This window comes from Streptomyces sp. YPW6, from assembly GCF_018866325.1.
Classification (GTDB): domain Bacteria; phylum Actinomycetota; class Actinomycetes; order Streptomycetales; family Streptomycetaceae; genus Streptomyces.
The window spans coordinates 24,240-42,587 of record NZ_CP076457.1; the positions used below are offsets into that span (position 1 = coordinate 24,240).

At 68.3% G+C, this 18,348-nt stretch carries 13 protein-coding genes and 4 pseudogenes; 7 read left to right on the forward strand and 10 right to left on the reverse strand.

The annotated features are described in order from the left end of the window. Window positions 1-117: 117 nt before the first annotated feature. A pseudogene (gene cdgB, locus KME66_RS33690) lies at window positions 118-1,107 on the forward strand (diguanylate cyclase CdgB); the annotation flags it as partial. Between the two features lie 584 nt (window positions 1,108-1,691). Here the strand turns inward: cdgB and KME66_RS33695 are convergent. From KME66_RS33695 to KME66_RS00130, 4 genes and pseudogenes are all read right to left on the reverse strand, one after another. After that, window positions 1,692-1,880: pseudogene (locus KME66_RS33695) on the reverse strand (transcriptional regulator); the annotation flags it as partial. Window positions 1,881-1,921: 41 nt separating this feature from the next. Next, window positions 1,922-3,247, reverse strand: coding sequence for a hypothetical protein (locus KME66_RS00120; protein WP_216317669.1), 1,326 nt, complete (start codon window positions 3,245-3,247; stop codon window positions 1,922-1,924). 39 nt (window positions 3,248-3,286) lie between these two features. Continuing rightward, a pseudogene (locus KME66_RS00125) lies at window positions 3,287-3,975 on the reverse strand (DUF1524 domain-containing protein). A 150-nt stretch (window positions 3,976-4,125) separates the two neighbouring features. Then, complete coding sequence (locus KME66_RS00130; RefSeq protein ID WP_176725616.1) at window positions 4,126-4,476, reverse strand: hypothetical protein; 351 nt, start codon at window positions 4,474-4,476, stop codon at window positions 4,126-4,128. A gap of 323 nt (window positions 4,477-4,799) precedes the next feature. Here KME66_RS00130 and KME66_RS00135 point away from each other — a divergent pair, with 323 nt between their 5' ends. Further along, entirely contained in the window at window positions 4,800-5,063 is a 264-nt protein-coding gene (locus KME66_RS00135; RefSeq protein WP_128806437.1) for a hypothetical protein, read from the forward strand. 34 nt (window positions 5,064-5,097) lie between these two features. Here KME66_RS00135 and KME66_RS00140 read toward each other — a convergent pair whose 3' ends face one another. The 3 genes from KME66_RS00140 to KME66_RS33705 all read right to left on the reverse strand — a co-directional run bounded on the left by KME66_RS00140 (window position 5,098) and on the right by KME66_RS33705 (window position 6,738). Further along, complete coding sequence (locus KME66_RS00140; RefSeq protein WP_128806407.1) at window positions 5,098-5,427, reverse strand: hypothetical protein; 330 nt, start codon at window positions 5,425-5,427, stop codon at window positions 5,098-5,100. Between the two features lie 40 nt (window positions 5,428-5,467). Beyond that, complete coding sequence (locus KME66_RS33700) at window positions 5,468-6,088, reverse strand: hypothetical protein (RefSeq protein ID WP_253208170.1); 621 nt, start codon at window positions 6,086-6,088, stop codon at window positions 5,468-5,470. A 71-nt stretch (window positions 6,089-6,159) separates the two neighbouring features. After that, window positions 6,160-6,738, reverse strand: a complete 579-nt coding sequence (locus KME66_RS33705; protein ID WP_253208171.1) for a competence protein CoiA — start codon at window positions 6,736-6,738, stop codon at window positions 6,160-6,162. Between the two features lie 624 nt (window positions 6,739-7,362). Here KME66_RS33705 and KME66_RS00150 point away from each other — a divergent pair. Both KME66_RS00150 and KME66_RS00155 read left to right on the forward strand, forming a co-directional pair. Continuing rightward, window positions 7,363-9,462, forward strand: coding sequence for a HEAT repeat domain-containing protein (locus tag KME66_RS00150; protein ID WP_253208172.1), 2,100 nt, complete (start codon window positions 7,363-7,365; stop codon window positions 9,460-9,462). 147 nt (window positions 9,463-9,609) lie between these two features. Next, window positions 9,610-9,825, forward strand: a complete 216-nt coding sequence (locus KME66_RS00155) for a DUF6207 family protein (RefSeq protein WP_128806405.1) — start codon at window positions 9,610-9,612, stop codon at window positions 9,823-9,825. 11 nt (window positions 9,826-9,836) lie between these two features. Here the strand turns inward: KME66_RS00155 and KME66_RS00160 are convergent, their stop codons facing one another. The 3 genes and pseudogenes from KME66_RS00160 to KME66_RS00170 all read right to left on the reverse strand — a co-directional run bounded on the left by KME66_RS00160 (window position 9,837) and on the right by KME66_RS00170 (window position 14,372). Then, complete coding sequence (locus tag KME66_RS00160; protein ID WP_253208173.1) at window positions 9,837-10,616, reverse strand: hypothetical protein; 780 nt, start codon at window positions 10,614-10,616, stop codon at window positions 9,837-9,839. A gap of 443 nt (window positions 10,617-11,059) precedes the next feature. Further along, window positions 11,060-11,784: pseudogene (locus KME66_RS00165) on the reverse strand (HNH endonuclease family protein). 155 nt (window positions 11,785-11,939) lie between these two features. Further along, on the reverse strand, window positions 11,940-14,372 hold the full coding sequence (locus tag KME66_RS00170) for a Helicase associated domain protein (RefSeq protein ID WP_367303617.1): 2,433 nt from the start codon (window positions 14,370-14,372) through the stop codon (window positions 11,940-11,942). Window positions 14,373-14,609: 237 nt separating this feature from the next. Between KME66_RS00170 and KME66_RS00175 the strand changes: the two genes are divergently transcribed. Genes KME66_RS00175 through KME66_RS00185 form a run of 3 tightly spaced genes read left to right on the forward strand, consistent with a single transcriptional unit; the run spans window position 14,610 to window position 18,179 of the window. After that, window positions 14,610-15,845, forward strand: a complete 1,236-nt coding sequence (locus tag KME66_RS00175; RefSeq protein WP_253208175.1) for an ABC-three component system protein — start codon at window positions 14,610-14,612, stop codon at window positions 15,843-15,845. After that, window positions 15,845-16,321, forward strand: coding sequence for an ABC-three component system middle component 2 (locus tag KME66_RS00180; RefSeq protein WP_216317677.1), 477 nt, complete (start codon window positions 15,845-15,847; stop codon window positions 16,319-16,321). Before KME66_RS00175 ends, KME66_RS00180 begins: the two co-directional genes overlap by 1 nt. Next, complete coding sequence (locus tag KME66_RS00185; RefSeq protein ID WP_216317679.1) at window positions 16,314-18,179, forward strand: hypothetical protein; 1,866 nt, start codon at window positions 16,314-16,316, stop codon at window positions 18,177-18,179. The genes KME66_RS00180 and KME66_RS00185 overlap by 8 nt, the downstream gene beginning before the upstream one ends. Window positions 18,180-18,348 lie beyond the last annotated feature (169 nt).

Below are 18,348 nucleotides of genomic sequence, written 5' to 3' on the forward strand. Positions count from 1 at the left end.
CCCGAGCCCCACCGGCTCTGCCGTGACGGACTGGGCGGCGCTCCCTTTCTTCGGAACATTGCTCACACCGATCGCCCATCTCCCTCCTCGCTGACGAACTGGACCTCGGTAGAGGACATCTCAGAGGTATCCGATGATCCAACTGTCACGGCAGAACTCACCAACCGGCTCGAATCCTTGCGTCATGTGACTGATCTGCTCGCAGAGCTCAGCACCGCGCGCAGTCTCGCGGACACGCTGCAGACCGCCGCCGAGGGCATCGTGGCAGGCCTCGGCTACGAACTGGCCTGTGTCAATCTCGTACGGCCCGATGGTGACCTCGTCGTGGCCGCTTTCGCGGGCAACACTGAAGCGGAGGCCCTACTCACCGGCCGCGTCGGCTCCCGCGCCTCCTGGGACCGCCGGCTGACCATGGGCGAGGCCTGGGACCAGCTTCGGTTCATACCCCACACCGAGGGCGGGGTCCTACTCGACGACGAAGTACCGCAGTGGCACACCGAGGGCCCCGAGACCCGGTTCGAGGACGAGTGGCACCCGCTGGACCGGCTCTACGCCCCGATGTATGCCTCCGGGGGCGGACGGGACCTCCTCGGGGTCATATCCGTCGACCGGCCGCGCAACGGCCGCCGCCCCGGGCCCTGGAGACAGCAGTCCCTTCAGCTGTACGCCTCCCAGGCCGCCATCGCCATCAGCAACGCCCGCCTGCGGGCCAACATGCAGCGCGCCCTGGTCCGCCTGGAGCGGGAGCAGCAGGCGCTGCGGGCCAGCGAGGAGTCCTTCCGCCAGGCCTTCGAGTACGCCCCCAGCGGTATGGCCATCGCCGAGACGGGGGGCGACCAGCACGGCCGGCTGCTCCGCACCAACGACGCCCTGTGCCGGCTGCTCGGCCGCCCGGCCTCCGTCATGCGCCGCTACTCCTTCGCCGACCTGGTCCACCCCGAAGACATCGGCACCCTGCTGCGCACCTCCGCCGAAGGCGGCCGGGCCAAGCTGCGGCTCGCACGGCGGGACGGCACCTACCTTTGGGTCTCCATGCGCAACTCGATGGTCGCCGACACCGCCGACGGGCCGCGCTTCCTCCTCACCCACGTCGAACAACTCGACGACGATGAAGTACCCCGCCTACGGCGCGCACGAGCAACGGCGCAACAGCACAGAGCACTTACTCAAACCAAGCCCTGAGAACATCCAGTGTGAACGGGCGTCTCCGGGCCAGCCCGCAGACTTCAGCGCTGGCGCATACGGCAGCAGGCTGACGCTGTTCCGCTCCACGCTGATCTCGACCCACGTTCCATCGACAGCAATCGACGGCGGCGGGTCGGCGAGGTCGAAAAGGATATGGGTTTCAGCTACTTCCAACGTAGCTCCGCCATCGCCCGTCAGGCCCAGCCGCCCCCGAAAGACGATCCGACCGCCTTCCTCCTCATCCACCCCGGGTGAAAATGAAGTGGCCGGTCGAGTGTTGCCGCCCCAGGCCACGTCCTCATCAACAGTCCACTACACATGATGTTCGCGGCCCACTCCCGTCGGACCGCCGCACCACAACGCCGCAGCGGCACCCACCTCCGAGCGCACCCGAACCGTCGCGCGCCCGTCGGCGACCTGCCCCACCGCTTCCACCTGGACCAACACCCCGCAATCATCCACGACAGCTGCGGTCCCAAACACTCCCGCCAGGACAAAACGCTCTTGAGGGACGCGGCCAGTTCCCGAACCCCGGCTGTCTGGGCGTGCAGTGCGCGGAGGTCGGTGACGATGGTGCGGATGGCGGGGCGGTCGCGGACTTCGCCCGGTGATGCCCGTAGGGCGCTGAGCAGTTCGGCGGCCGTCTGCTCGGGTTTGCCCCACTGCCACCAGGCCCGGGCGAGGTTGTGGGTATGGTTTGGAGCTGACCGTTGACCGCTGGCAGTGCCGGATGCGACTACCGGCTCTGGGCAGCATCGATGAGGATCTGCGCGATCTCCCGAAGGGGATCCCAGCGCTCGTCCAGTGGCACTTGTCCAGCTTCCGCAGCGTCAAGCAGGGCATCGATCCTCTCTTCGACGTAGCGCTTGTTCTGCAGCTCTCCCTGCCATGTGTTCACCGATCTGTTCAGCGATGTCCACTGGATGGGGACGGGATTTCCGTCAGGGCCGATGAGGCACTCCAGGCCGAAGTAGAACTCGACGGAGCATGCTCGACCGTTGACGTCGTCCTGGCCTGGGCCCGAAGGTCCGTGGGTTGGATAAGCGCGCGCGTAGTCCAGATCGGGCAGATTGCGAGCGATGTAGTTCTTGGGAAGAGCCGGGTTGGCCAAGCTCTTCAGTGCAGCCAGTCCAGCCGCGTCGTTATCGACGAGGGCGACGACACGGTTCATCACACCTGCGGCTGCGAAGCTCCTGAGGTTGGCGACCACCCGGTCCGTCCCGCCAGCTGCCTTGGTCTCCTCAAGGTTCCAGAAGGCGAAGTAGCCAGCGATGTCGGGCCTGACGATAGGTAGCGCCCGGCCTAGGACACGGGAGTCGTACTTCCCCTCGGTGATGACGATGATGGGTCCACTGCTCGCTGTCTCATCTCGCAGCTGCTGGAGGGCCTCGGTCGAGACCGCCTCGCTGCTCTCAAAGTAGCCAGCCATGAGGAGCTGGCTCAGGTCGAGCTGTAGCACCTCTTTAGGATCCTGAGAGCTAAGGATCAAAGCAAGGAAAAGCCTCGGATCGACTGCAAGGTCATCAAAGAAGAAGTCCAGCTGCGAAACGCAAATTTCATCCAGCTCGGCCAGCTTTATGGGACCGTACCCCACTTTCCAGTTCCCGAAGGCATCCGCTCGCTTGTGGTAGGCCGCGATCCCCGTGTCCAGGACCTCGGCGGCAGAGACCCGATGGCAGATCTCCTGCTTGCGCTCGCGTGTGGGACGGCCGCTGAGCACAAGAAGACCGTCCTCGATGTCATCCTCGTTGACGTCTTCGAGATCCTTGATCATCTCTTGGCTGCATCGATCGGGATCGAAGCCCATCAGCTTGAGACGGGTCATGATCGTCTGGACTGTGGTCCGGTAACCGAAGAGCTCGCGATGGTTGAAGCCCTCGAACTCGTCGAGCTCGTCCCACGCTGTCTCACCACGCGCGTTGACCTCGTCGACGCGCTGAGCCCATTCGAGGTGCAGGTACTTGTCTTCCTCACGGAAGACCGTCATCAACTTGGCGGGCGTCTCGTTCTTCCCCATCCTGATCTGTCTGTCGCCCAACAGCAGGCCCCAGCTGTCCCCCATGCGCCTCTCCGATCGGTGTGCTGCGAGACCATTTGGTGCTCATAGTTTCAAACGTTGACCCTTCAGGGTCGTGGTTGCCGAGCTGGGCCAATGCGGGTGACCTTGGTCGGCGTACGCCTTCAGTGTCTCCAGTTCGCGGTCGTCGGCGGTGAGCTGCCAGCGGAGCTTGGTGGCCACCCACTCCCCCACGTACCGGCATTGCGCCTCGGGGGACGGTGGCATCCAGTCCGTCGGGTCCTGGTCTGCCTTCTGCCGGTTGGTTCGTGCGGTGACCGCGACGAGGGAGGTGTGCGCCTCCTGGTCGTTGGCGTAGGCCTCGCGGCGTGCCACGGTCCAGGCGGAGGCGCCGGAGTCCCAGGCCTCGGCGAGCGGCACCATGTGGTCGATGTCCAGGGCCCCGGCGCTGGTGACTTCCTGGCCGTCGTAGTAGGAGATCCACGTGCCGCCGGTCAGCTTGCAGCCGCCGTCGGTGCGATGACCGCCTCGGCGATGAGGACCTCCTTACGGGTGTTGCACCCGTCGGACGTGTCCTCGCCCAAGTTCCAGTGCTTGAAGGAACTGCGCGTGTACCCGGCGCGGTTCTCCTGCGCCGCCTGCACCAGGCCGACCGCGTCGGCCAGGGTGGTCACCTCGGCCGTCGGGGCGGCCTGGGCGGCGGGAGCGGAGAGAAGGGCGGTGAGGGCGAAGGAGAGTGCGCTGAGCCCGCGCACGAGTTTCTGGATCACCATGGCGTTCTACCGGCCGTGATCCGCTGCCGGTGAAGCCGGTTCCGCGTGCTCACCCGCCTGGGGGACACGGTTCACCGCAGGAACGCTTCAGCGCTCCGCCCAACCGCTCGGGTACGCCTGATCCGGACGGCTGGAGACGTTGCTCCCGGCTCAGCAGGTCTGCGGCGCAGGTTCACCTGGAGCGGTGGTGGGCTCGTGGGCGCCCGGGAGGGTGGCCGCCCGCTGGAGCGCCTGGCCCAGGTGCCACAGCGTCACGGCCGGAAGGAGCCCGCCGAGGCGGTCCGCAGCCCTCAGGTGGCCCACCGCACCGGCCAGTTCACTCCGGGTGGAGGAGGTGACGTGGTGGAGGTTCGCTGCAGCATCCTCCAGCAGGACGGCCAGCTCGGCCACCCCGGGGTCTTCGGGCACCTGCCCGCCCCAGTCGGTCACCGCGCGGCTGAGCTCGATGATGAGGCGGCCGCGCGCGTCGGCCAGCCGTGCTGAGAGATCCCCGATGATCACAGGAGCATCCTCTCCCATGACCGGGGCGCGGCGGGCCCGTTCGGCGAACACCCTGCTCAGCAGGGGCCGACGGCACGCGCGCACCGCGCGGGGATGAGCTGCCCTGACCCACACGGCCCGCTGCAGCTGCCCGGCTGCAGACGTCGCGTGTCCGGTGCGAGCCGGCGCGTGTGTAAGCCGGTTCAGAGGGCCTGTAGGTCTGGGGAGCACTGCGGCCAAGGGCGACGCGGTGCCGGGTCGACGGGCGAGTGTGCAGTGACCGGGTCTGTCAACCGCGCTACCAAGCGATGGAGTTCGCGCTCTACGCTCACGGGGTGACAGATATGAGCTGGTCGGACCTGCTGCGGCGGGGAACGGCGGACCCCACCTTGACCTTCGCCCGCAAGAAGTGGGAGCAGCCGGGGAAGTTCGTGTGGGTGGCCCCCCGGGAAACGGTCACGGCGCCCACCGGGAAGGAGTACCCGTTGTGCGTCACGGTGTACTTCAAGGACGCCGATGACGTCGTCAAGCCCTACCAGCCGAGCATGGACGGGATGACGGAGGCCGACGACTGGTACGTCGGCGTCTCCGGCCAGCCACCCGAGTAACGCCCCGGGCGTACGTTCGTCGGCCGGGCGTCTGTCAGAGGGGTTCTCCAGGGTCGCGGAAGACCGGCGTGCCGTGCCGGCTCTCACGGCGGTTGGGCGTCAGCCGTTCCCAGTTGCGGCCCATCGCCGCTGCCATGGACAGATACCCCCGCTGCTGGAGTCCGCCGTCGGCCTCCTCCAGATCGGTAGCCGTGAAGGACTCGCGGACCTCACCCTCGCCATCGAGGAGGCTGATGTTCCAGCCGTGACCGGCGGTGTCCGGGAGCGCCAGCGCGTACAGCGGGGCGGGAGTGGCCCGGGCGGCGTCCAGTACCTCGGGCTCCCAGGTCACGGCGGGTGCGGGCGGATCGGGTAAGCGGCTCATGAACAGGAAATCTAACAGCGTGCGGGCTCCTGTGGTGGGCTCATCCGGGGCGGTCTGGCCCCGGGCGGTAAACCGGGGCTGGGGGGATGCGTTCGAAGGTGCGGCGTCCGGTGCGGGGGTCCAGTACGGCGACCCGCAGGGGGACCCTGGCGACGGTGCGGATGCGGGCGAGCCAGGTGTGGTCGGGGACGAGGATGTCGAGCTTCTCCGGCCAGTGGGAGAGGACGTGCGGGTCGGGGCAGACGACGGCGGCCAGGGTGTATCCGGCTTCGATGTCCCGGTGCCGGGCGTGGACCAGCAGGCCGTTGCCGTAGCGGGGGCTCTGCTCCCCGTAGACGATCGCCTTGCCGGAGGCGGAGCGAACCAGCTGGGTGAAGGCGTCCCAGGCCGTGAAGTCTAACCCGGTGCGCCGGAAGAACCCCGCCAGCCGCTGCATCTCGTTGTGCCGTTCCTCAAGTTCGGCCTGGCGGTCCAGGGCCCGCTGCTCGGCGGCCCGGCGACGCCGGTCGGCGGCCGCGGCCCGTTCACGGCGGCGCTCCGCGGCGGCCTCCTGCTCGGCGGCTTCAGCCTCCGCCTCCAGGCGTGCACGCTCCAGGGCCCGTTCCTCGTAGGCGGGCGCGGTCCACCACACCGTCCCGTTCACCGCCGTGTGCACGCGCACCGTCCCCTGGAGGATCCATGCGAGGGCGTCGCCGAGCGGGCAGGTGATGTGCTCCCATGTGGCTTTCGCCTTCAGGGTGCGGGGGTCCAGGTGTAGCGGGCCAGCCCGTGCCGCACCGTCCAGGACTTTCCTCCCTCGGCAGGGACGCTGGCTCTGAGCGTGGGTACGGCGCGCGTCCAGGGGCGGTCCTGCAGGGCGACCCAGCACACCGCCACCCCGTCGCGCGCGTAGCGGTCGGTACGCATCCTGGCTTCGGTGGGCGTCATCGGCGACAACTGCGCCTCCAGTGCCATGAAGGGCCGGTCCCGGTCGTCGAAGACCAGGACGTCGGCCCGCCAGTCCCGTACGTCGCTGCTTACCTCCAGTTCCGCGCGCCACCCGGCCGCCCGGGCCGCCATGGCCAGTTCCAGCTTCAGGAAGTGATGCTCCGGCGACTCGTTCGCCAGCTCGCAGTCCGGCGGCCGTACCTGGTGGTAGAAGTGGCGCACCCCGTGTTGGGAGGCCCGGGCGAAGAGCCTCCCACCGCACTCCGGACACGCCAGCCGGAGCCCTTTGACCCGGTGGATCTCCGCCCAGGTGCGCCCGCGTCCCAGGTCGTTCAGCGACACGTCCAGTCGGCCCCAGACCGGATGCACAGCAGTGAAACTCATCAGCCCCCCTGACGCCCATCGGCATGCTCAGTGTCCCCACACCGGAGCGAACTCGAACGGCGAGGGCCGGCTGTACCCCAGGCCTCGGCAGAGACAGGGGCGGCCGTGGGTGCCTTGGCGCGTCAGCTGATCGGACTACCCGAAGCAGTGGCGGGCCCGTCGCAACTGGCGCTTGCTATGGAATCGCTGGGGCTGGGGCGCTGGCGATGTCAACGCCGGCAGTCCCAGCGGAGGGTGTGGCGGGCGGGCGGCGGCGTAGGCGTCGCCAAGAAGGTGTGGAACGGAGAAGACCGCGGCCTGGTACCGAGGCAGGGCCGCCTGCGGCACCAGGCCGCGGGCGACTCCGGCCGTACTCCTGGTCCCGTCACGGGGACCGGAATCTGACCCACGCGCTCCATGTCGGCACGGGCTGCCGGGCAGCCTAGCTTCCGCTCCGGGGCGGCACGAGCGCGGGAGGGCGCCCTCGTTACGGGTGAGCGCGGGTAGGCAACGGCGATGTCAGGCGGCCGGGGGGCGCGTCACCGGCGGCGGGGCGCTGACCTGCGAGGGAGCTTCGCTCCTCCATGTCTTCTGCCCAGGCGCGACTTCGGGGTGGTGTCAGTGCTGTTCGGCATAGTGCCCCGCATGATGATCAATGAAATCGACGGCGTGGACTGGGAGTCCATGGGCCACGCCTATGGTCCGGCAGGCGATGTTCCGGGCTGGCTGAAGGGCATGGCTTCGGCGGACCCCGGTGTACGGGAAGAGGCGTTCAGCGACTTCTACAGTGCGGCGCACCATCAGGGGGATGTCTATCCGTGCACGGCGGCCAGCCTGCCGTTCCTGTTCGAGATGGCCGGCAGTCCCGCGACTCCTGACCGGGGCTCGGTCATCGAGTTGCTGCTCAGCATCGGGCAAGAGTGCCTGGATATGGATCCCGAAGTGGTGTACTTCACGCCGGACGGCACCGAGTCCAGAGCCCATGTGGACGCGTTGGCGTTGATAGGTGAGCGTGCCGAGGTGTTCGTCCGCTGGGTGATGGACCCGGATGAGGAGGTGCGGCGGCCCGCGATCGAGTGCCTGGGGCTCTTCCTCGCCGACAGTGCACGCGCGTTGGAGGTCCTGCGCAGTCTGCTTCCCGGGAGCGGCATGGTGCAGCGGCTGTTCGTTGTGAGGGCGGTGGCTACGGTGGCGCTGCGGGATGCGGCCGTTCACGGTGCGGCCGCCGCATGGCTGGAAGATCTGGCCGGTGACACGGCACAAGTGCCCGAGGTGCGGCTCGCTGCTCTCGTTCACCGGGTCCGGTGCGCTCCGGGGGAGCTCGGTGACGCTGTTGTGCCGGCGGCGGTCGGTCTGATCCGTGAGATCGCACCGGAGGAGGCCGGCGGGGATGACGATGCGCCCTGCCGGGCCGAGGCGGTGCCGGATGTTGCCGCGGGCTCGGAGCCTTCCCCGGGTGTGCCACCGCAGGTCGCCGCGGCGTTCGAGGATCTGGAGCGGCACGGCCGGGTTCACGCGCCGACGACCTCCCTGCTGGAGGCGTTTCACACGGTGTTGGACGATCGTGTGCTGGAGCGCACCACGTTGCTCACCGCGCAGTTGCGCAGTGCGGACCCTGGGGTGCGTTACGACGCGATCCGCATGGCGAGGGAGCTGATCGGCCAGTGGCGTGGGGATCACTCCGGCCTGGTGGTGCTGATCGCGGGGTGCCTGGATCCCGGGGACCCGTATACCTCGGCTGCGGCGGCGGAGGCTCTCGGGGCGCTCGTGCCGGTGAGCGAGCCGGCCAGGGAGGCCCTCGCCGGCTACGTCGAGGCGGCCCGTGCGGAACACGGGCCGGGCGTGTGGGCGGCCCGGGATCGGCTGGTACGGCGCGCTCACCAGGAAGCTGTCAGAGCTCTGGCATCTCTGGGGGATCTGCGGGCGCTGCCCTGTGTGCTGGAGGCGCTGGACGGGGGCGCCGACGCCTGGCGTGCTGTGCAGGTGGCCGGTCACCTGGGTGAGGCGGCCGGTGACCTGACGCCGCGGCTGTCGAAGCTCCTGGCGGAGGTGGACTTCTCGGATGCGTCGCAGTCGATGAGCGCCAATGCTCTGGTGTCTGCCCTGAGAGAGCTGGGTGACCCCGGGGCTGCACCGGTGCTGGCCAGCGCCGTAGCCGCGGCCGTGCGTGAGGAGCAGTGGCATACGGCCGCCTCCGCCATCAAGGCACTCGCCTCCTTCGGCCCTGAGGCGGCCTTCGCCCTGGATGTGGTCCGCCCGCTGGCCGACGCGCAGGACGTCACCGTCCGGGCGGCCGCGACCGCGGCACTGTGGGAACTTGAGGGCGACGCGGCCGGCGTCGTGCCGAGGCTGGTTGAGCTTCTTGACACCCACGCGGACGACGAGGCAGCCGCCGTCCTGGGGCGGATCGGGCCGGCTGCCGCACCGGCCCTGCCGCGTCTGCGGAAGATGCTGACAGCGGGCTACGAGTGGACCCGGGTCTACGCCGCGGCCGCCCTGTGGGATATCGGCGGCGACGCCGAGGCGCCCGCCGTCGCGGAGACGCTCCTTGCGGCGTGGGCGGAGAACGACTCGACGTCCAACCACGTCCTGACCTGCCTGAGCCGCATGGGGCCGGCCGCCCGGCCGGCCCTTCCCCGGGTCCGGGAAGAGCTCACGCTCCTGCGCCGCAGCGGCCGCTTCCGTAGCATCCCCAACGACGAGGACCTGCTGGCGGCCTGCCGCTCCGTCACGGCCCGCCTCTGAGCAGCCCTGGTGGGAAACGCCGATGGCGCCCTCCGCCTGCCGGCCGGGCCTACGACCTCGGCATCGGAGCCGCGCACCCGGTCCGCCGGATGGGTGAAGGGGCAGACGGGTGCGAACCGTGTTGATCGGCTGGGCGTCAGGGACGGCATGAAGGAGATCAACGAGCAGCACATCAGCGAGCCCGGCCTGGTGGTGCTGGACGTCACTGCGGCGGACGAGGAGACCCTTGGGTTGGTGGTGGCCCAGTTGGAGGAGCGCTGGGCGACCTCGGGCCCGGCCCTGGTGCGGCGGGTGCCGGGCCGGGTCGGCGTCACGAGCCGGGTGTACGCGGACATCCGCCGCACCGGGGCGCAGGATGGGTGAGAGGTATCGGGCTACCTCGGCGGGCGGCGCCCGGTGAGGTCCTGCCACGCGTTGCGCTCGGCCGTCAGATTGGCGAGGGCTTCTTTCCGGCGGGGGTCGGTGCGGATGCGGTCCATCACGTCCGCCCGGCTCTGCTCAGCGGCTTGCAGCGGGCCGGTGTCCTTGCGTGCTACGGCCAGTTCCTCCCGGGCCTGAGCAAGCTGTGCTGGCAGGCCGTGGCGAAACCTCTTCTCGGCCGCCGCAGCCGCGTTGATCTTCATCTCGAAGCCCCGCACCTGTTCTTCATCGAAGATCTCGACAATCTCGTCCGGGGCTGTTGCCGGGTCCCGGCGGTGAGGAAGCCGAACCAGTTCGGGGCTGTCGTCGGCAGGATGGATGTACAGCCACAGATCCCGCTCGCTGCGGTCGACTCGGGCCTGAAGTCCGGCGAGCGGCAGCTCCCTGCCCACCGGGAAGATGTGGACCGCGTGCTCGTACAGGACTAGCCCGCCCAGACGTCCCCGCTCCGCTCCCCGGCCGGGATCTTCCAGCAGCGCCACCTTCCTCCTCAGCTTGCCGACGCGCTGTTCGTACTCTCCGCGTGCCGAGCCGACCTTCGCGTCCGCCTCGCTGTACGCCCGGCGCTGCTCCTTGTCCACCGCGCGCAGTTCCCTGCGTGCCTGGGTGAGCAGGGCGCGTTCTTCGGCATATGCCGTGTGGAAGGTGTGGGCCCATGTGCCGGGGAAGAGGCTGCGCCGCCAGGCCGCCCAGATTCCTGCCCCCACCACCAACAGCAGCAGCAGCAGCAGCACCCTTACGGCTTCCACCATGTCCTGTCCCCCTGTCCTGTTCTCACGTGCTGGTTCTACCGTCACCGGTCCGTCGGTGTGCCGGATCAGGCCAAAGAGAGGCCTGGTGTACGGGGATACGGCGACCGCGGTGAGAGAGCTTCCGCTGGGGCGGCCTGATGCACGTGATCAGTAGCGGGTGGTCGAGCCGGTCTGTCCCAGGGCTTGCTCCTTGGCCTCGGCAGGTGATGCTTCCCGGTCCGGGCGGAGGAGGCGTTGGTGCGAACGGATGGGCGCGGCCCGGCCGGTCGGCGTGCGAGGGCGCCCGGCCGGGCTCAGGCCGTCATGATCAGGCATCTGCCCCGGGGTGTGTGGGCGGCGCAGCGGGGTCCGGGGCCGAACGGGTGGGACGCTGCGGGTGGCGGAGCGGCTTGGGGTGAGGGCGGCCGCGGTGCGCGGGTGTGGTGTCAGGGGGCGGGTTCGTACTCGACGACGGTGTCGGGGCACTGGTCGGCGAGGTCGAGCAGGGCGGTGCGTTCGGCGTTGTCCGCGTTGAGCTGCCAGCGGAGCTTGGTCGCGGTCCAGTCGGCGGCGTAGGTGCAGTGGGCGTCGGTGGCCGGGGGGAGCCAGTCTGCGGGGTCCTTGTCGCCCTTGGAGCGGTTGGTCTTGGCGGTGACCGCGATCAGGGAGCGGGGGCGGTGAGGTCGTTGGCGTATGCCTGGCGGCGCTCGTCGTTCCAGGCGTGGGCTCCGCTGTCCCATGCTTCGGCGAGGGGGACCATGTGGTCGATGTCCAGGCGTTTGGCGTCGGTGACCTCGGTGTTGTCGTAGGCGGATGTCCACGCTCCGTCGGTGAGGGTGCAGCGCTCGCTCTGTTTGGGTTTCGTGGTGGCTTCTTCGATGAGGACTTCGGCGCGGGTGGAACACCCGTCTTGGTCTTCGTCGGTCCAGTGCTTGAAGCTGTCGCGTTCGTATCCGTCGCGTTTCTCGTCGCCCGTCGGGATTCTCGCGATGGCGTCGGTGAGGTTAAGGGCGCCTTCCGGGGGTCCGCCTGCGGCTCCGGATGGGGCGGTGGATGTCGTGGGTGCCGGATCGGGCTGCTTGGCATCGTCGTCCGGGGTCTGCGGGTTGCAGGCGGTCAGCGACAGGGCGAGCAGGGCGGCAGCTAGCGGAAGAAGGGGGCGGTGGGGCATTCAGGCTCCCGGGGTGAGGCGGTGGGGTTGCCTCATGTTCCCAGGAGTGCAGCGCCTGGTGACAGGCGGTCATATGTGCTGGTGGTCCGCCGGGGATCGGATGCCGACGCGGGGGTGCCCGCGCGGGGGTGGGGTGGGTGTCGGGGAGTGGCAGGTCATGCCAGGGCGGCCGGGGCGGGGTCGGGGGCGCACCAGTCTCCGTCAAAGAGGGCGGCGATGAGGGCTACGTGGTTGGCGGGGAGCTGGCCTTCGCGGTGCTTGGTGCGGGTCTTGGCGAACCAGGGGCCGATCTGGACGGTGTCGCCGTCGACGCGGAGGGTTTCGCGAGCGGTGGGGGCGCGGCCGTGGCGGTGGAGGAAGAGTTCTAGGAGTTGCACGGTCTGGGCGAAGGTACGGCGTGTGCGGCGTGCGGGCACCAGGGGGCTGGTGGCGGGGGTGAGGTCGAGTGCGGTGAGCAGGTCGCGCTGGCCGGGGTGCAGGGTGGCCCAGCGGGCGAGCTGGCGGGTGAGCCAGGAGGTGATGTTCACCCCGGCGATACGAGTGTCTCCGGTGAGCGCGGCAGGGTCGTTGCCCGCTTGAAGGTGGGTGCGCAGGAGGTGGTACTTGCGGTGCCAGTCCGCGCCATAAGGCAGGCGCCAGTTCGGGTCGATTGCGGTCAGGGCGTCGGCGCGGCCGGGGGCGAGCTCATCGGCTGCATCCAGGTGTCGTTGTTCGGCGAGCCAGGCTCCGAGCGGGGTGGTGGCGGGGACGGCGAGGTGGCCGTGGGTGCGGTGGTGGTCGGCGGCCGCGGTGAGGCGGGAGCGCCAGGCGGCGTCGTGCTTGTCCCAGATCATGTCCAGGGCGTCGAGTTCGGCGATCCAGTCCGCCTCCAGGCGGCCTGCTTTGCGGGCGTCGCGCATGGTGGTGATGAAGGTGCCCAGGGTGTGTCCGGTGGGGTCGGTGTAGTCGGCGGGGACGTCGAGGTGGCCGTACTGGTCGTGGTAGGCCTGGGCGGCGGCGAGGCCGAGGCGGCGGGAGCGGGATGTGGTCGGGTCGCGGGGGTCGAAGGAGACCAGGTCCATGGCCTGGGCGATGCGTTCGGGGCGGACGGTGAAGTCGAAGTGCCAGCGGCGTTCGATGACGTCGCTGGTCTCCTTGGGCAGGCGGTTGGCCTTGTCGGGCAGGCGTTCCAGGATGCGGTGGTCGTGGCTGGCCAGGGCGGAGGCAATCGCCCACACCGGTTCGTAGGCGGAGCCGAGGATGTCTTCGGGGGTCGCGTCGGGCGGGAGGCAGACGGGGACGATCAGGCTGGCGGTCTTGCCGGAGACGTCCAGGCGCAGGGCGCGGCCCAGGGCCTGGACGCAGCGGATGACGCTGCGGGTGGGGTCGGCGAAGACGACGGCATCCACGCTGGGGATGTCGACGCCTTCGGCGACCAGGCGTGCGTTGGTCAGGATCGCGGTGGTGGCTTGGGCGAAGCGGGTGAAGGTCTCCTCGCGCTGCTGGGGGGTGTCCTCGCCGTGGACGAACAACGTTTCCGGCGTGGTGGCGGGGACGAGGTGAGGGGCCGTGGCCGCGAGCTGGCGCAGGGTGTGGGGCAGTTCGCGGGCGAAGAGGCGGGCGTCGGAGGTCAGGTTGAAGTAGACCAGCACCTTCTTCAGGCCGTGGTCGGCCATGGCGCGCAGCACTGACAGGTGCAGGGCAGTGGTGCGCAGCGCCTGGTCCGGCCCTTCGCCCTCACCGTCGGGATCGGGGGCGGGGAGGTTGATACGGCGGCGCAGATCGTCGTCGGTGAGGGTGGGCACCACGATGCGGTAGTCCGGCGCCCGGCCGTCCTCGATCGCCTGCGCCAGCGGATAATCGAAGATCTTTTTCCCGTAGACCTGTTCGTTGTCCATGGAGTTGGCGAACAGGTCAGCCGCCGGGCCCGGGAGGTTGAGGGTGCGGCGGCGGGGGCGGGTGGTGTCGGCGGACTCGGCCAGGTCGGGGGCGGCGAAGATGCGAGGGGTGGCGGTCATGTAGAGGCGGCGCTCGGCCCGGATGCGCCGGTTGTCGTGGACGGCGGCCCACTTCTTGTCCGGACGTCCGGCGATACGGTGCGCCTCGTCCATGATCGCCAGGTCGAACGGCGGCACCGCATATGCGGTGTTGCGGGTCTCCTGGATCTTGTCAAGTGAGTCGTAGGTGCAGATCAGCGTCAGGGCCCGGATCTGGTCATCCCTCTCCCCCACCACCGACATCAGGGCGGCCAGGGCGACGGGGTCGCTGCTGGACATGACGCGGGCGGAGACCAGGGCGTCCCGGCCGGCGGCGTCCATGGAGGAGACGATCACCATGTGCTCGAAATGCCGGTCGCGACGCCAGGCCAAGGCGGTCTGCGCGGCCAGGTCGAGGGTGGGGACCACGAACAGCACCAGGCGTGCCTGCAACGCGTCGGCAATCCGGATCGACATGAGCGTCTTGCCCGTCCCCGTCGCGGCCACCAGCAGCGCCCGAGTACCCGGGCGTCTCAAGTGACCGACTGCCGCGTCCCGGCCTCTTTCTTGGTGTGGGTGCAGGCTTCGCCGCGGCGGGAGGCCGCCGACCGATGTGACCATGCCGCCCATCATGGCGCAGCGTGCTGAGACTCAGGAACCGTCAGGAGGCATGCCCGCAACTGTCCCTCCTGCGGGTGACTTTCGCTGGCATCACCGCAGGCCAATCTCCTCTCGGAAATCATGGAAGTGGAGCGGCTCACGGCATGCGGGAGGGTGGCGGGAACGAGCTGACCGGCTCCTCCAGTGTCCGGTTCCCGATGGTAGGAATGTCGCCCAGACCGGGTCTCGTTCGTCGGTGGCGGGGGGTATATGAGCGGGGCGAAAGAGCCGTCGGAGTATCAGTCAGATCCGCTGTTCACCGACCTCCCCCAGCCGTCGCGCCCTGAGCCCGGCTACTACGCGGACCCTCTGTTCGAACTGCCGCGCCAGGCATACCCCTCGCCGACCGCTGCGGCGCCGGTGCAGTTCTATGAGCTGCCCGAGCCGTCGCAGACAGCGACCGCACTGTCGGCAGCGGCCGGATCTCTCCAGCTGACACCGCGGCAGGTCCTCGCCCAATACTCTCCCGAGCAGTGGGAGGAGTTCATTCTCGAATGGGTGCTGGGACTCAAAAGGGAAAACTATATGTCAGTGGTGGGCCTGGGGGGTTCCCATGACCGCGGTGCTGACGTTGCAGCATTCCTAACCCGGCACAAGACCGACGGAGCCTGGCACTGCTACCAATGCAAGCACTACAAGACTGCCTTGCAGCCCGCCATGGCCTATCCCGAAATGTTCAAAATCATTTGGGCTGTCGGAGAAGGCCACTACCGCGTACTCCCGGACCGCTATTCTTTCGTGGCGCCCATGATCGGGAGAACTCTCAAATACTTGCTGGTCAAGCCCGAAAAGCTGCGGGAGGAATTCCTGCTGTGGGTGGACAAGAGCACCGCCAAGCTGGCTGGAGACTACGGCAAAGCCGCATTCCAGAGAACCGTGGACCTGGCACGGCGGACCGACTTTTCCTGCTTCGAAGCCCCTGACCTCGCACAGATCTTGGAACAGCACGCTAAAACCCGGTACCACGCCACACGGTTCGCCACACCGCTGCCGCCACGAGTTCTCGCGAGGCCGATGCCGCCACCGCGTCCCGAAGCTCACGAGACCCGATACGTGCAGAAGCTGCATGACGTCTACGACGAAAAATTTGGGGGCACTCCAACGAAACCGGCACAGGAGCACCCGACGGCGAAAGATAACTTGCAGCGGCAGCGCGAGCACTTCTACTGCGCAGAGCAACTGCGCATGTTCGCCCGCGACAGCGTCCCCCCAGAAATCTTCCCCACGCTGCAGGAGGCTGTCTACAAGGCGGTTAAGGAAGTCGAAGAAGACGACTTCGAAACCGGGTGGAACCGTCTCAAGGCCGTGATGGCGGCTGCCCAAGCCATGCAATTGGACGGCAACCGGCTCATCGAGGTCATCGACAGCAGAGACCGAATGGGCATGTGCCACCAGCTGGCCAATCACGAAGACGACAAGCTCACTTGGGTGAGGAAGGACGTGTAGTGGATCCGCTGAACAGTCCGCTCGAGGTCGGCATGCGCACCCTGGTGCTGCTGTCCGTCTCCTTCCCTCAGCCTCTGGACGTGGCGCAGATGGTCTACATGGACGACGCCATACTCCACAGCGGCGACCTGGACGGACCCCCCAGCCTCCATCCCACCCTGCCAGCCGGACCGGGTGAACTCGCGCTCAAGAGGGCGCGCATCGAGCAAGGCCTGATCATCCTTCTTCGCGCCGGGCTTGCCGAGGTCGAGGCGACACGACAAGGAGGGCTGCTCTACCGCGCCAGCGAGAAAGGCACCGCCTTCGTCGAGCTCCTGGAGGCCCCCTACATCGGTGCACTCAGCGACCGGGCGGAGTGGATCGTCCACCGAGGTCCTGATCGTCTCAACATCCGTGAAGCGACCCGGGCGATCACCGATCGGTGGACCCGTGCCTTCAACAGCTCCCTGACCACCCCGGGGGCCGACCATGGCTAGTCTCACACTGCTGCATCTGACCTTCGCCGGCGAAGGCCGGAGCAATGCGCAGATCGCCTTCGACCCGCAGCTGACCGTGGTCTACGGAGCATCCGACTCGGGCAAGTCCTTCGTCACTGACTCGCTCGACTACATGCTCGGCGCGCGAAAACTCAACGTCATCCCCGAGGCAGAGGGCTACTCACAAATCCTCCTGGGGCTCGCGCTGCCCGACGGCAGCATCATCACGCTCATGCGTGGCCTGAACTCGCCCCAAATCAAGGTGTTCAACGAAGATATCCGCACCCTGACCTATCGCGCAGCCGACCTGTCCCTGTCCGCCCAGCACAGCCCCCGCAGCAGCAAGAACCTTTCCCGATACCTGCTTGAGCGCATCGGCCTGGACGGCGCGCTGATCAGCACCAACGCCACGGGCGGCACCAAGCTCCTGTCTTTCCGCGATCTGCTGCACCTGTGCCTGGTCAACGAAACCCGCATGATCTCCAAGGTTCCGCCCGCCCTGCGCACGTCCGGCACGAGCGGCCAGACCGCCTGCCGGTCAGCCGTCAAGATCCTCCTCACCGGCCGAGGTGAGCCCGCAAACGGCACCCGTCCGACACCAGGACAGCGCCGCGTCCATAAAGGCAAGATCGTCCTGCTGGACGACCTGGTCCTAGCTCTGCAACGCCAACTCGACCCGACCAGCGGCAACCAGACCGAACTGACCGAGCGGCTGCGCCGCATTCTGGAGCACCAAGACACCGGGGCTGTGTCCTTGCGTGAAGTTTCCGCCCGCCACGCGCAAGCCGCAGCCCGGCGTGCGCACCTGTCGGTGGAAATCGCCCAGCACACCCAGCGTCGCGCCGAGATCAACGACCTCCTGGGCCGGTTCGAGCTGCTGCAGCGCCAGTACAACTCCGATCTTGCACGCCTGACCATGGTCACCGAAGCCAACAGCCTGCTCGCGTATTTCAACGGCGAGCAGCGAGACTGCGTCCTGTGCGGAGCCGACCCCGAACACCAAAGGTCCCACGAAGACGAGACCACGGCTCTGCACGCCGCGGTGGAGACCGAGAGCACCAAGACCCGCCAGCTGCTGTCCGACCTGCACGTCACCATTGAGGGCATCAAGGAGCAGCGTCGGGAGATCGCTGAGCAGTACCGCACCAGCCTGGCAGCGACCGAGACCGTCGACCTCGTGATCGCTCGCATCGAGCAGGAGGAACTGCAGCCGCTGCAGAACATGGCCGCAGAGCTGATGACGGCCCGCTCGAAAGTGGAGCGCGAACTAGGCCTGCACACTCGCATTCAGGAGCTGGAGGACGTGCGCGCCACGCTGGTCGCCGACGGGTCGCAGCCAAGTGGTTCGCCCAGCGGCAGTATTCCCGCCGGCACCGTCGCAGAATTCGACCGGGCCATCGCACGCGCCCTGCAATCCTGGCAGGTCCCCACCGACGGGGGGGTGTTCTACGACCAGTACACAGGAGAGTTGTTCGTCGGGGACCGAGCCCGCACCGCCCACGGCAAGGGGATGCGCGCAGTGCTTCATTCCGCTTTCGTCGTCGCCTTGGCCGAGTACTGTCTGCGCAAAGAGCACAGCCACCCCGGGTTCGTCGTCCTGGACTCCCCAGTGCTCAACTACCGGCAGCCTGGCGGACCATCCCCCGAGAACGGCCAGGTGCCGGACAACGTGGCGGACCGCTTCTACCAGGACCTGTTCGACAGCTTCCGCGGGCAGGCGGTAGTAGTTGAGAACGGTGACCCGCCCGCGGGGATCTCAGGACAGGCCCAGGTGTACATGTTCAGCCGAGACCCTGGCGGCCAACGCTTCGGCTTCTTCCCCCTCAACCCAGATCCCGATGCCGCACCGCAGCCCTGACTTGCGCATATGAGGACCCTTCATGCATCCACGCTGCTGGCGCTCGGCCCGGATGCGATGGTTGTCGTGGACGGTGGCCCGTTTCTTGTCTAGGTGGCCGGCGATGCGGTGCGCCTCGTCCATGACAGCCAGGTCGAACGGCGGCACCGCGTATGCGGTGTTGCGGGTT

Bases quoted from the DNA above. Each gene is read 5' to 3' on its own strand.
- KME66_RS00120 (WP_216317669.1), bottom strand. From the start codon at position 3,247: ATGGGGGACAGCTGGGGCCTGCTGTTGGGCGACAGACAGATCAGGATG.
- KME66_RS00135 (WP_128806437.1), top strand. From the start codon at position 4,800: ATGAGCTGGTCGGACCTGCTGCGGCGGGGAACGGCGGACCCCACCTTG.
- KME66_RS00140 (WP_128806407.1), bottom strand. From the start codon at position 5,427: ATGAGCCGCTTACCCGATCCGCCCGCACCCGCCGTGACCTGGGAGCCC.
- KME66_RS33705 (WP_253208171.1), bottom strand. From the start codon at position 6,738: ATGAGTTTCACTGCTGTGCATCCGGTCTGGGGCCGACTGGACGTGTCG.
- KME66_RS00150 (WP_253208172.1), top strand. From the start codon at position 7,363: ATGATGATCAATGAAATCGACGGCGTGGACTGGGAGTCCATGGGCCAC.
- KME66_RS00155 (WP_128806405.1), top strand. From the start codon at position 9,610: ATGAAGGAGATCAACGAGCAGCACATCAGCGAGCCCGGCCTGGTGGTG.
- KME66_RS00170 (WP_367303617.1), bottom strand. From the start codon at position 14,372: ATGATGGGCGGCATGGTCACATCGGTCGGCGGCCTCCCGCCGCGGCGA.
- KME66_RS00175 (WP_253208175.1), top strand. From the start codon at position 14,610: ATGAGCGGGGCGAAAGAGCCGTCGGAGTATCAGTCAGATCCGCTGTTC.
- KME66_RS00185 (WP_216317679.1), top strand. From the start codon at position 16,314: ATGGCTAGTCTCACACTGCTGCATCTGACCTTCGCCGGCGAAGGCCGG.